Source organism: Alcanivorax sp. HI0044, assembly GCF_001634945.1.
The window spans coordinates 22,582-35,264 of record NZ_LWEZ01000668.1 but is presented as its reverse complement, the minus strand read 5'-3'; the positions used below and the strand labels follow the sequence as shown (position 1 = coordinate 35,264).

Genomic DNA, 12,683 nt, shown 5'->3' with positions numbered 1-12,683 from the left:
ACTTCAGTGTGGAGATGCTGAAGGAAGCAGCTAAAATCGCCATTGAATCTGCGCTGGAGGTGTCTGGGAATCTGACAGTGGACAATGCCACCAACCTACCGAGCAGCCGGCACTGGTATTTATCGTCCGGAGCATTAACCAAGCATGTTCAGGCGACGGATTTGTCGCTGCGGTTGCAAAGTTAAAACCAGCTCAGATTCCCGAAATTTTCTTAATTATGGTTTCCCTTCGACTTTACCGCCGTGCCTGTGGTCGCTGAGCGCCTGAAATCCGATACCTAACGCGGCACTTCTTCTAAACAGTGACACGCGGCAAATTTTATCCCTGCCCGCGGCGTGACTACGTCACTTTAACTTTCCTTTTATGATAGGTCCGTTGTGAGCCAAAGTCTCTACTGTGGGCTTTGTTGTCACTGAAAAAACAAGCGCAAGAGAGAACATAAAAATAGCAAAGGGAGTGCCATGATATACCACCCCATCAAACATACAGTGCACAAGCATAACCCCTCCTAAACCGACACCGAGCACCAAGTTTTTTTCACTGTATCGCCTCTTCATAAAGAGGAAATAAACGCCCCTTCCCATCAGGAGAATAACCCCGCACCAAAATATCGAGCCGACAAGAAGCCCCCACTCCAATGGCACTTGCAAAAAACCATTATGGACTTGTGACAACTCTGGTCGAATTTTCACAACGCTATATATGTCTCCACCCCACCCCCATATTGGCCTGTCTGCAATCAAAGATACAGCGTGTAGCCACACACTCCACCGTCCAGAGCTCACCTTCTCCAGCCCTCCGCCTCCTCGCTCATAGAGAAAAAATCTCCCAATACCCATAGATGAGTTATCAACAAAAAAAACAGTGGAAATCCATACGCTAAGAATGGAAGCCAGAACAACACACAGCCAAATTTTCCACTGCCTCCACATCGTCAGAATAGCAACAAATAAAAGAGCCAAAATCGTAGACAAAATTGCAGCCCGCCCACCTGACCACACTACAAAGAAAAAAGAAATGGAGTAACCAAGCATTGATGCAACCCTAAAAGCACCACAGGAATAAAAGCACCCCCACAAGGAAATAAATAGCATCGCGCTAACAAACATACCAAGATGCCTAATATTAACGAAATTGATAACACCCCATATCCAGTCATACTGGGCCGGGTCATCTAAAGAAAACCACAACAAAAAAAACAACATCGTGGTAAAAAAAAGACCGGCATACAGTCCGGAAATCAAAAATCGCACAAGACGTATATCCTCACTAAAAAGAGAAGAAAGAATAGAGAACATAAAAATCTGCCCGCAAAAATCCCTGACTCTCTCCCAGCTGGAAGGAACAACACCATCTAAAAAAGCTATGGAATTTGATAAAAAAACACCAAGAACGACAACAGAAGAAAAACCCCAAGCAACAAGACACCACCTCTCTCTAGGAGATACAACCAGAGCCATGACAGATAACACTGCTTGCGACATAAAAATATTTTTATTATTTATAGGGCTAATAAAAACATTAAAACCAGAAATAGAAAAATAAACCAAGAAAACCAAAAAACCAAAAACCAACTTGCGGTCATCCTCAACCATATTATCAATCACCACTACCCCTCCTTGAAAACTCAATCCAAGGAACTCTAAATTTTTTAAAATATTTTCTATCCTTATCGCTAAGCATTGGTGGATCATGGTCACCAACAACAATAACCCTCAAGCCACTCATATGCCTTTCATGTAAAAGCTTCTCAAGATAATAAAAAAACTGATAATGTAATTTTAAATTAGAACAAGCCTTGGATGATGGAAGCACTCCCACGCTGCCACAATCCAATAGGTCCACCGACAGATCCCTGCGATCATACGGAATATGGCTATTAAGTGTCAGCCAATACACAAAAGCAGGACTCTCACCCTGAAAAAAAGCACCAACCTCCTTCATTAACTCTTCATCACAAGCACCTGGGAATGAGTAACATCTCTTTTTCCACTGCTTACTTTCAAAGAAAACTGTTTTATCAAAACCTAATTTCGGATACCATTTTCGACGTCCATACATCGCACCAGCTGCACCATGTATAGCCATGGTGTGATAACCAAGCCGCTCATACATAGCAGGTAAACAACCATTAAATTCGTCTGTCACATCTTTCAAGTTGAAGTGGCGAGCACGAAGCCTACAAAGTTCACGCACCTCCCCCTGAACAGTAACACCTGAGACATTTAATTCCTCTAGCGAAAGGTCAGAAACAACAGAACTATTGAGCAATGGAGACAGAACAGCATTCTGCACTCTTTCATCTGTCACCCCCCAAGATTCACTAACAACCAATAGCACCTTATCACCAACAGACTGAGGGTCATCAAACCAAGACTCTGTAGCACTTGGGACCAAGCCTCTTTCAATAACATCGCCGCTATCTATTGAGAAACCATCAACGAAACTTCCTGAGGAAGCCTCATAAGCCGACACAATCTGACTTTCAATAAAAGCGTCATTAGTTTTTATATAGGTATCCCCAGACGCCCCCAGTAAAAATATTTTTAAAGCATAAAAACCAAGAAGCACATTCACAACAATAACCAGCGCCTCTTTAGATGAGCTTCTGTAAAACCTCCACAGAAGGCCAGCCAAAATAAAAAACATCAGCATGGAAAACAAAAATGCAAGCTGATAAAAAAAAGGAGCAACGCCAATAAAACTTAGCAGGTAGAAAGAGTCCATAACATTAACGATAGGAATGACTTGCCTAACCACTCCTAGCACGTCAAAAAAAAGAAAGGTCACAAAAATCGGGAGAGCCAGCCATCGTGGACAAACAGCCACTATCAACGCCAGCATCGCATAATCAAAATTTATGGTTGGCCTATTCACATCCAGCCACCATGCCAAGACAAGAAAAACAGCATTCGGTATAAAAACGAACAATAGAGCAATAAAAAAATTTTTATGGAGCGACTTCTTCATTAACACAACCACCTCAGTCTTCCATTTCAGAAACTTGACACACCCAGCTCCATAAGAATTTTTTCCATCGGCCCACCAGAGGCTGCATTTTCAGTATCTGAATTTCCAAGCCATACAAAGACTTCATTTTTATCATTGACAACAACCAATCCCGCAGAGCCAGGCATATACCCCTCTTTAACAAAAAAACGCTGTCGCCCCGCGGGAGAATATAAATAAAATGCATATCCATAACAGGATTTTAAGCTCCTATCATCGCACCCTGCATCAAACCCGGAAAGAATGTCTTGGTCCGTTTGATGGATTATATCTTTTATCAAACGAGCATATGCCGAAGCGCTTCCACTCAGCCCTGCAGTAGCAGCGACCGCTTCGTAATCAAAACGTCCTTTGTTATTGACGCCATAGAAATCATTAAACCGGAAGTCCCTTTCCACTTCATCATTTTCCGTCTCATAGCCTACAAACCGCATCCCTCTGTCGCTCAAACCGTAAAGCTGCTCTATTGCCTGCTTATATGGCAGACCTTTTTTATTCGCGACCACTTCTCCAAGCAAGCAATACCCCATATTTGAGTATTCAAATTCCCCTGCTCGTCTTACTGCTCCTGTAGCCATAAATGAAGCCAAATCGTTAGGGCAATCGGGCTTTTCTCGCGTCAAGAAAATCTCGCCCTGAACACCCGATCGATGCCGCAAAAGCTGTGCTATCGTCACGCCCTGCAAATCTGAGTGACCTGGCAGCCCTGCACGGCCTCCTAACTCATCCATTAATCGATCCTGGTAATCAACTTTTCCTTCATTTATCAGCGCAAGGATAGCGGATGCAGTCACAGGCTTGGTCAAACTGCCATAACGAAAGCGCGTATTTTTATCCACCCTTGGAGAAAAAAACATCGCTGAACGCCAGCCTGTCTCACAATGGCTGAGGCCCCCTTTTTTATCGATAAAGGCGACCTGGGTTGCTAGAGCTTTCAATTCATCCACGCCAACCGCACTAATTTCTCCCAACCAAGGCGGAGAATATTCTGAACACTGCTGACTGAGTTTGGCGAATGGGACTTGGAAATTGAACACTTGGCGCATAACGGCATGGCGATCGGTTAACCAGAAATGAAACGGGACAGCCAAGACGAAAAAACCGAGCAAGGAGCAGATGATAATTTTTTTTATGCTATTCATACATTTAAATTCACACAACAACTACTAATATCCAAAGAGCATTACGCAGCTAACTCCACACTTCAGAATAACCAAACACCGTCTTTTCTAAATAACAAAAAAGGCGAACCCCTTCTGAGGCTCGCCTTTAGTCTAAGACAGTAGTTGTCTTATATTAGCTGCCTGCGCCACAACCAGTCGGCTGGTATTTTGCATCAGCAGTAGTAGCACAAGACCAAGCGCCAGCAGCAGTACGCGACCAAGTCAGTGAACTATCAGCCAAAGTAGTAGCTGCGCTGTCACCAAAACCAGCAGCAATAGAGGCCGTGCCATTAGCATCGATAGACACCGTCAGCTCACCTTCTGTATAGGAAGCACCGATCAGGTTGCTACCGGTCCAACCCAGATCACATTCACCAGGAGCAGGAGCACCACTATTCACAGGGGTGACTCGGCCCTCAAGGAGACACGTTTCAACCACAGTTTTCATCGCACCGGTTTCCTGCATTACGCGGGTAACCTGTGATTTAGCGACATAGTTCTGGTACTGCGGGATCGCTACAGCGGCCAGGATACCGATGATGGCAACCACGATCATCAGTTCGATAAGGGTGAAACCCTGTTGCATTTGCTTCTTCATGTTGTTTTCTCCAATCATTGGCAAATCTTGTTATGAGCCCACCCTTGGCGAGCATCTGCCAAGGGATAATGCACAGAGCGGGCCAACTTTTCTTCATGATGAAAAATCATTAGGAAACGGGTCATTTCATGGATATATGGCGGAGCCTGCCTCTATGACCCAACACAGAACGGCCCTGCGACCGGTTACCCAAAGCGTCAGGAGGTGACACTCCGCGTCACTCTTCAACCGGAGATTGACGCCATTTGTCGCCGACTGTCCATTATCTCCCTATCTTGCCTATCCCGCACACAGAATGAAGCAGCAACACCTTGCCCCCCCACAAAAAGTTAATCCCTCTTATCTGGAGAGCGGACTGTGGCGAAGCCAAGCTTTCAGCCGCGCGGAACCAACATCTCAAGGCTGTGCGCAATGAACAACTTTCAACTGACGGCTTTAGGTTCGGGAGTTTCTGAGAAAGTGCCGGCAAGATACTGATTTTGCGACATGTGGTCTTCCCTGTGTCGCCCACAACCGGTATGTTACGAAGAAAGTGTTGGGCAAACCGACCATACTAAGCATAAACAAGCAGGTTGCCATGACTAGCCAAATTGCCTCATTCAGCGGCTTACCCCACCGACTCATTCAGCAGGAACTGCTTACGGCGGAAGACGTCCAGCAGATACAGCAACAAGCTCGTCAGGAAAGGGTAAGCCTGGTCCGTCAGCTGGTGGTCTCGGGGAAATTGTCCGCCAGGGTGGTCGCCAACGCGGTGGCCGAAGAATTCGGTGACCCGATTCTGGACCTTGCCACGTTCCAGAAGGACAGCCTGGCCAAGGACCTGGTCGACCCCAAGCTGATCAACAAGCACCATGTTCTGCCACTCTTCCGGCGGGGCAGCCGCCTTTATGTGGCCGTTTCTGACCCCACCAACCTGCCCGCACTGGAAGAAATCCGCTTCAACACTGGGCTCAACGTAGAAACTATTATCGTTGAGGAAGACAAGCTGACCCAATGGATTGAAGGGCTGGAGTCGGAAGCGGAAGGCAACGCGTTCGAGGACCTGGATGATGGTCTCGACGACCTCAACGTCAGCGCAGCTGAAGAATCCACCGATGAAACCAAGTCCGGAGCTGATGACGCTCCCATTGTACGCTTCGTCAACAAGCTGTTGCTGGATGCCATTAAAGGTGGCGCCTCCGATTTGCACTTTGAACCTTATGAGAAATCCTATCGGGTACGCTTTCGTCAAGACGGCATCCTGCAAACGGTCTCCACCCCCCCCATCAACATTGCCAGCAAGCTTTCTGCTCGTCTGAAGGTCATGTCGCGAATGGATATCTCCGAACGCCGAGTGCCGCAGGACGGCCGCATGAAGCTGAAGATATCCAAAACCCGCTCCATTGATTTCCGGGTAAACACTTGCCCCACCCTGTTCGGGGAGAAGATTGTACTGCGGATTCTTGACCCGGAATCCGCAAAAATGGGGATTGAAGCGCTGGGCTATGAAGACAACCAGAAACAGATGTATCTGGACGCCCTGCACAAACCCCAAGGCATGATACTTGTCACGGGGCCTACCGGTTCCGGGAAGACCGTCTCGCTCTATACCGGGGTGAATATCCTGAACACCCCAGAGCGCAATATTTCTACGGCGGAAGACCCGGTAGAAATCAACCTGGAAGGCGTTAACCAGGTGAACGTCAACCCCAAACAGGGGATGGAGTTCTCCTCTGCCCTTCGCGCTTTCCTGCGCCAGGATCCAGATGTAATTCTGGTAGGTGAGATCCGGGATCTGGAAACAGCGAATATTGCCGTCAAAGCGGCGCAAACCGGGCACTTGGTGCTTTCCACCCTGCATACCAACAGTGCACCGGAAACCCTGACACGCCTACGCAATATGGGGGTACCCTCGTTCAATATTGCCACATCGGTCATTCTGATTATTGCCCAGCGGCTCGCACGGCGACTTTGTGAGCACTGCAAAACAGCTGTGGAAATACCGAAACAATCTCTGCTTGAGATAGGTTTCACGGAAGACGACATCACAACCGGGTTTACTGTTTACGGGCCGCAAGGCTGTGAAAAATGCAAAAACGGGTACAAGGGGCGCGTGGGGGTCTATGAGGTGGTCAAAATCACCGATGGCATTGCCCGCATCATTATGGAAGAAGGGAACTCCATTGAAATTGCCGACCAGTGCCGAAAAGAAGGCTTCAACGACCTTCACCGTTCCGGCTTGATGAAGGCAATACAGGGCGTTACCAGCCTTGAAGAAGTCAACCGTGTGACTAGCGGACACTAAATTATGGCGACAAAAGCAGCAGCACAACAAAAAACCGCAACCTTCGTTTATGAAGGCATAGATCGCAAGGGAACCCGCGTAAAAGGGGAAACCAGCGGCAAAGGGCCCGCCTTGGTGCGCGCCGAACTGCGCAAACAAGGCATCAATGCCAAAAAGGTAGTAAAGAAGCGGGAAATCCAGCTGGGCGGGAAAAAGAAAATCAAGCCCATGGATATCGCCATTTTTACTCGGCAAATGGCCACCATGATGAAGGCCGGTGTTCCGCTGGTTCAGGCGTTTGAGATTGTCGCCGATGGCCTGGACAATCCGTCGATGAAAGACTTGGTGCTCAAACTGAAAATTGAAGTAGAAGGTGGTAATAACTTTGCCGGGGCACTGTCCAAGCATCCTGACTATTTTGACGATCTTTACTGCAGCCTGATTGACGCAGGCGAGCAGTCAGGTGCACTGGAAACCATGCTCGACCGGGTCGCTCTATATAAAGAAAAAAGTGAAGCACTGAAACAAAAAATCAAGAAGGCCATGAAGTACCCGGCCACTGTAGTAATCGCTGCGGTCATTGTGACGGCAATTTTGCTGCTCAAGGTGGTTCCGGTATTTCAGGACTTGTTCGACGGCTTCGGTGCAGAGCTACCTGCTTTTACCCTGTTTGTTATCGGGCTATCGAAAAGCTTGAGTAATAATTTTCTCCTGATCCTGGTAGGCATCATCGGCTTTGCCGTGGGCTTCTCAACGCTCAAGAAAAAGTCCGAAGCATTCAGGAACGCTCTCGACCGCCTGGTTCTGAAACTTCCCATTGTCGGAGACTTGGCATTCAAGTCCACGATTGCTCGTTATGCTCGCACCCTGTCCACCACCTTTGCTGCCGGTGTTCCCCTGATTGAAGCTTTGGATGCCTGTGCCGGGGCTACCGGCAACGTAGTCTATCGTCGCGCTGTCCTTCAAGTGAAAGACGACGTCTCTACCGGTCAGCAATTGCAGTTTGCAATGCGCTCCACGGGCGTATTCCCAGCCATGGCCTTGCAAATGACAGCCATTGGTGAGGAATCTGGCTCTTTGGATGCGATGTTAGATAAAGTTGCCGTTTACTACGAAGAGGAAGTAGACAATGCGGTCGATGGCCTGACCAGCATGATGGAGCCGCTGATCATGGCGGTGCTGGGCGTACTGATTGGCGGCCTGATTATTGCCATGTACTTGCCGATCTTCCAGTTGGGTAACGTTGTAGGTTAATAATGATTTCAGATTCTCTGGCGCTTCTTTCGTCCAGCCCGACCCTTCTGGTCGGGCTTTGTGTTGTTATGGGGCTGCTGGTAGGCAGTTTTTTGAATGTGGTCATTCATCGTTTGCCGTTGATGATGGAGCGGAGCTGGAAGCAGGAAGCCCGCGAGATCCTGGAGCTGCCAGCGGAAGACAGTGGCGGCATTTTCAACCTGGTGACACCGCGCTCGCGCTGCCCGAAATGCAGCCATGCGATCAGCTGGTATGAAAATATTCCCGTGTTTAGCTGGCTGGCCCTGCGCGGCAAGTGCAAGGGTTGCAAAACCCCGATCAGCAAACGCTACCCCATTATCGAACTTGTCAGTGGTGTGCTCGCCGGACTGTGTGCCTGGCACTTCGGGTATGGTCCCTGGCTGGTGTTTACGCTTTTTGCCACCTGGGTGCTGCTGGCCGCCGCCATGATCGACGCAGACACCACCCTGCTGCCGGACAGTCTGAACTACTGGTTGCTTTGGGCAGGCTTGTTGGCGGCCGTTATGGGCGTATCGCCGGTTTCATTGAGCGATGCGGTGGTCGGTGCCATGGCCGGGTATCTTTCGCTTTGGAGTGTGTACTGGCTGTTCAAGCTGATCACCGGTAAAGAAGGCATGGGCTACGGCGATTTTAAGCTGCTGGCCGCGCTGGGCGCCTGGGTCGGCTGGCAATACCTGCCGGTGATTATTCTGCTGTCATCGGTGGTCGGGCTGGTCTTCGCGATCGCCATGATGATGTTCAGCGGCGAGAAGCGCACGCAAATCCCTTTCGGACCTTATCTGGCCACCGCCGGGTGGATTGCCCTGCTCTGGGGCGATAGTATCGTCAGCTCGTATCTGGGAATGTTCAAACTCTAACGCAAACACGCCCCACGCTACACGCAGGCACGCCAACAGGCACCGCGTGATGCGCGTGTTGCGTGATGCATGCAAGCGGAATTCATCATGTTTGTTGTTGGTCTTACCGGTGGCATTGGTAGCGGCAAGACCGCTGCCACGGATTATCTTGCACAACAGGGCATCACCATTGTGGATGCGGATCTTGCATCACGGGTGGTGGTTGAGCCCGGGCAGCCCGCCTTACTCGCCATCGCCGAGCATTTTGGCCAGCATGTCATCGCCGACGACGGCGCGCTGGATCGGCGGGCACTCCGCGAGATCGTGTTTGCTGACCCGGACGCACTAAAAACCCTCGAAGGTATTACCCACCCCGCCATAGGTGACGAACTTCACCGGCAGATCGGGGCAAGCCAATCGCCCTATACCGTTCTGGTTTCCCCTCTGCTGCTGGAAACATCGCAAAAAGCCTTGGTAGATCGCATTCTGGTCATTGATGCCTCTGCAGAATTGCAGGTAGAGCGCACCATGGCACGGGATCAGGTGCCGGAAGCTCAGGTCGCGGCGATCATGAAAGCACAGCTGGCACGTAGCAAGCGACTGGATCAAGCGGATGATGTAGTGGAGAATCACGGTTCTCTGGAGGCGCTCCACGAGCAACTGAGAATGCTTCATCGGCACTATCTGGAATTGGCCGAGGCATCTCCGTAGCTCGGAAAATGGCGCCAGCCTCGCTCTCTCCAGCAGCCAATCGGTATTGTCGGAGGTAGGAGGTAGGAGGTAGGAGGTAGGAGGTAGGAGGTAGCTTGCCGCACTTCCTGCCCTACAATATTCTCCCCCTTCTCAAAGAGGGAAAACCTGCACAGAGGAATAACGCGCGTAATACCATGACTGACAAAGCCCCGGCGAAAAAAGCCACCCAAACCTACCCCTGCCCGCAGTGCAAAAGCCTCACTCGCTGGGACAACAATCCCTGGCGGCCGTTTTGTAGTGAACGCTGCAAGTTAATTGATCTCGGGGACTGGGCGACAGAACGCCACGCTATTCCAGGTGATGATGATGCCCCTGGGGATTTTGACGAGTTTTAGCCCCCTCAAAAACGCCCAACACCTCTTATTTTCTGTGGGAAGTGATGCTCGCATCACGAATAGCGGCGCAGTGTATCCGGCTTCTTCGCGATGCAAGCATCGCTTCCCACAAGATGGAGTGCTGTCAAAAGCGACCTAACACGTCTGCAGAACACTAATCACGGCCAGAAGGCGCGGATACCCGCCACGCCCACAGCGCCGTGGTCACGGGCACTGACCAGATCGCCCGGTGTCACACCGCCCAGCGCATAACAGGCAAGCGGCGCCCCCTTCATTAGCAACGCCGCTTGCGGCCAACCCAATGCAGGCTTACCCGGATGTGTCGGCGTGGGCAGGACAGGTGAAACCAGCGCCATATCCAGGCCCAGATTGCTTGCCTTATCCCGGGCCACCTGATCATGCACCGCAGCACTGATGATCCCATCAAATGCGGGTCGCTCATCCAGCCGGGCCAGTGTTCTGCCTGGAAAATGCAGGGCGAATACACCCAACGCCTTTGCTGTCGCCGCACTCTGCGCATCCACAGCACGCAACCAGACTTTTACGCCGCGTTGCTGACATTGCGCCACGATCGCGGCCACCTCGGCATGGTCACTCCACTGCCGCAAATACAGCCCCTGCTGCTCCCCATTCAATTGATCAATCCCGGCCAACAACTCGTGCAGAGTGATATCTTCCGGCGCGACCACTAACTGCTCAGGCAGCTGCATGGCATTCACCACCGGCTGATTGGCCGCCGGGAAGCGCAAATCCGACAGTTCATCCGGAAGAAACCACTGCACCCGCTGCCCTTCTCGCCCTTGTGGCTCGCCCCGCCAGGCGCAAACATCACGAAAATGCAGGGTCACATGGAGATCATCGTACTGGTGGGCAATCGTCATAAAAGGGCTGGACGTCGCCCCTGTCATGCCAAGCTCTTCTTCCAGCTCGCGAGCCAACGCTTCGTCCAACGCTTCGCCTTGCTCCACCTTGCCACCGGGAAATTCCCAGCGCCCACCCTGATGCTTATTGTCAGGGCGCTTGCTAAGACAAATTCGGCCATCTTCGCCACGGATGATGGCGGCGACGACGGTAATGGCGGGAGTAGGTTCGGTGGTCATTTATTTGGGGCCATTCGCTCTGGCAGCAGCCGGGTTAATGTGGGAGCGTGCTTGCACGCGAAGCAATGAACTGCAGCAGGGCCCAAGTAAAAGCCTTTCGCTTGCAAGCAAGCTCCTACGGGGCGATGAAGCCACAGCCTCTAGGTTCGATACTCCGCATTGATCTTCACGTAGTCATAGCTAAAGTCGCAGGTCCACACGGTGCACTGTGCATCACCAGACGCCAGATCCGCCCGAATGGTGATTTCCGGCTTCGCCATCACGGCGGCACCTTGTGCTTCCTCGTAGCTATCCGCCACGCCGCCCTGTTCTACCAGCGGCAAATCACCCAGCCAAACACTGACTTTGTCCACATCCAGCGCCGCAATCGGCGCCCGGCCAATGGCAGCCAAAATACGGCCCCAATTAGGGTCCGAGGCAAACAGCGCCGTTTTCACCAGAGGGGAATGGGCAATGGTTTCAGCCACCGCTCGTGCGTCGCTTTCGCTGGCGGCTCCGGTTACGGTAATTTCCACAAACTTGGTCGCGCCTTCACCGTCACGAACCAGTGCCTGAGCCAGTTCAGTGAAGACCTCTTCCAGCGCCTGGTACAGCAACTGACTGTGATCATCCAGCGCGGTAATTTCATCCATGGCAGCCTGGCCGGTGCTGATCAGCATGCAGGCATCATTGGTAGAGGTATCCCCGTCCACCGTCACCCGGTTGAAGGATTTGTCCGCCAGGGCTTTCACCCACTCATCCAACAGTGGCTTGGCAATCGGTGCGTCGGTGGCGATAAAACCCAGCATGGTGGCCATGTTTGGCTTGATCATGCCGGAGCCCTTGGACATCCCTGTGATCGTCACTGGCACGCCATCCATCTCCACCCGCCGACTGGTGAGCTTGGGGTAGGTATCGGTGGTCATTATGCCTTCCGACGCCCGCCCCCAATGATGGACATCCAGTGTATCCAGCGCTTTGGGCAAGCCGGAGGCAAAGGCATCCAGCGGAAACTGTTCCCCGATAACGCCGGTTGAATACGGCAGGATTTCATCGGCATCGCAACCTGCGGCTTTCGCCAGCAATTCACAGCTGGCCAGGCAGTTTTCCAGGCCTTTTTTGCCGGTACCGGCATTGGCGTAGCCGGTGTTGATCATCAGGTAGCGTGGCGTAGTGGCAGCCAGACGGGACTTGGCTACCTGTACTGGCGCAGCACAGAACCGATTAAGGGTAAACACACCACTGACACGACTCCCCTGGGCCAGCTCCAGCACCACCAAATCCTTGCGATTGGCTTTTTTGATGCCGGCTTCCACGGCGGCAAGCCGCACGCCGGGGACTGGCAACCACTCAGACTGTGTCATCACGTTTT

Annotated in this window: 11 protein-coding genes and 1 pseudogene; 6 read left to right on the top strand and 6 right to left on the bottom strand. The window is 51.3% G+C overall.

Annotated elements, in window-relative coordinates:
- Positions 1–185: pseudogene (locus tag A3730_RS08165) on the top strand (nicotinate-nucleotide diphosphorylase (carboxylating)); the annotation flags it as partial.
- A 159-nt stretch (positions 186–344) separates the two neighbouring features.
- On the opposite strand, the gene A3730_RS08160 reads toward A3730_RS08165, so the two are convergent.
- From A3730_RS08160 to A3730_RS08145, 4 genes are all read right to left on the bottom strand, one after another.
- Positions 345–1,610, bottom strand: a complete 1,266-nt coding sequence (locus A3730_RS08160) for an O-antigen ligase (protein WP_063537889.1) — start codon at positions 1,608–1,610, stop codon at positions 345–347.
- Positions 1,600–2,970: a sulfatase-like hydrolase/transferase gene (locus A3730_RS30310; protein ID WP_156496964.1), complete on the bottom strand. Its 1,371-nt coding sequence runs from the start codon at positions 2,968–2,970 to the stop codon at positions 1,600–1,602. The genes A3730_RS08160 and A3730_RS30310 overlap by 11 nt, the downstream gene beginning before the upstream one ends.
- A gap of 26 nt (positions 2,971–2,996) precedes the next feature.
- Positions 2,997–4,151, bottom strand: a complete 1,155-nt coding sequence (locus tag A3730_RS08150; RefSeq protein ID WP_063519898.1) for a serine hydrolase — start codon at positions 4,149–4,151, stop codon at positions 2,997–2,999.
- Between the two features lie 154 nt (positions 4,152–4,305).
- The gene (locus A3730_RS08145; protein ID WP_063519225.1) at positions 4,306–4,770 is read right to left on the bottom strand and encodes a pilin; all 465 of its coding nucleotides are present in this window, start codon (positions 4,768–4,770) and stop codon (positions 4,306–4,308) included.
- A gap of 577 nt (positions 4,771–5,347) precedes the next feature.
- Between A3730_RS08145 and pilB the strand changes: the two genes are divergently transcribed.
- The 5 genes from pilB (at position 5,348) to A3730_RS08120 (ending at position 10,232) form a co-directional block, all read left to right on the top strand.
- Complete coding sequence (gene pilB / locus A3730_RS08140) at positions 5,348–7,054, top strand: type IV-A pilus assembly ATPase PilB (RefSeq protein ID WP_063519899.1); 1,707 nt, start codon at positions 5,348–5,350, stop codon at positions 7,052–7,054.
- Between the two features lie 3 nt (positions 7,055–7,057).
- Positions 7,058–8,287 carry a type II secretion system F family protein gene (locus A3730_RS08135; RefSeq protein WP_063537887.1) on the top strand — a complete coding sequence of 410 codons (1,230 nt, stop codon included), beginning with the start codon at positions 7,058–7,060 and terminating at the stop codon, positions 8,285–8,287.
- A 2-nt stretch (positions 8,288–8,289) separates the two neighbouring features.
- On the top strand, positions 8,290–9,165 hold the full coding sequence (locus tag A3730_RS08130) for an A24 family peptidase (RefSeq protein WP_197468654.1): 876 nt from the start codon (positions 8,290–8,292) through the stop codon (positions 9,163–9,165).
- A gap of 87 nt (positions 9,166–9,252) precedes the next feature.
- On the top strand, positions 9,253–9,855 hold the full coding sequence (coaE, locus tag A3730_RS08125; RefSeq protein WP_369817618.1) for a dephospho-CoA kinase: 603 nt from the start codon (positions 9,253–9,255) through the stop codon (positions 9,853–9,855).
- 176 nt (positions 9,856–10,031) lie between these two features.
- Positions 10,032–10,232, top strand: a complete 201-nt coding sequence (locus A3730_RS08120; RefSeq protein WP_063520129.1) for a DNA gyrase inhibitor YacG — start codon at positions 10,032–10,034, stop codon at positions 10,230–10,232.
- A gap of 158 nt (positions 10,233–10,390) precedes the next feature.
- Here the strand turns inward: A3730_RS08120 and A3730_RS08115 are convergent, their stop codons facing one another.
- Positions 10,391–11,332 (bottom strand): Nudix family hydrolase, encoded by a 942-nt coding sequence (locus A3730_RS08115; protein WP_063520130.1) that lies wholly within the window; start codon positions 11,330–11,332, stop codon positions 10,391–10,393.
- A gap of 140 nt (positions 11,333–11,472) precedes the next feature.
- Complete coding sequence (gene argJ, locus A3730_RS08110) at positions 11,473–12,675, bottom strand: bifunctional glutamate N-acetyltransferase/amino-acid acetyltransferase ArgJ (RefSeq protein WP_063537885.1); 1,203 nt, start codon at positions 12,673–12,675, stop codon at positions 11,473–11,475.
- Between the last annotated feature and the right edge of the window lie 8 nt (positions 12,676–12,683).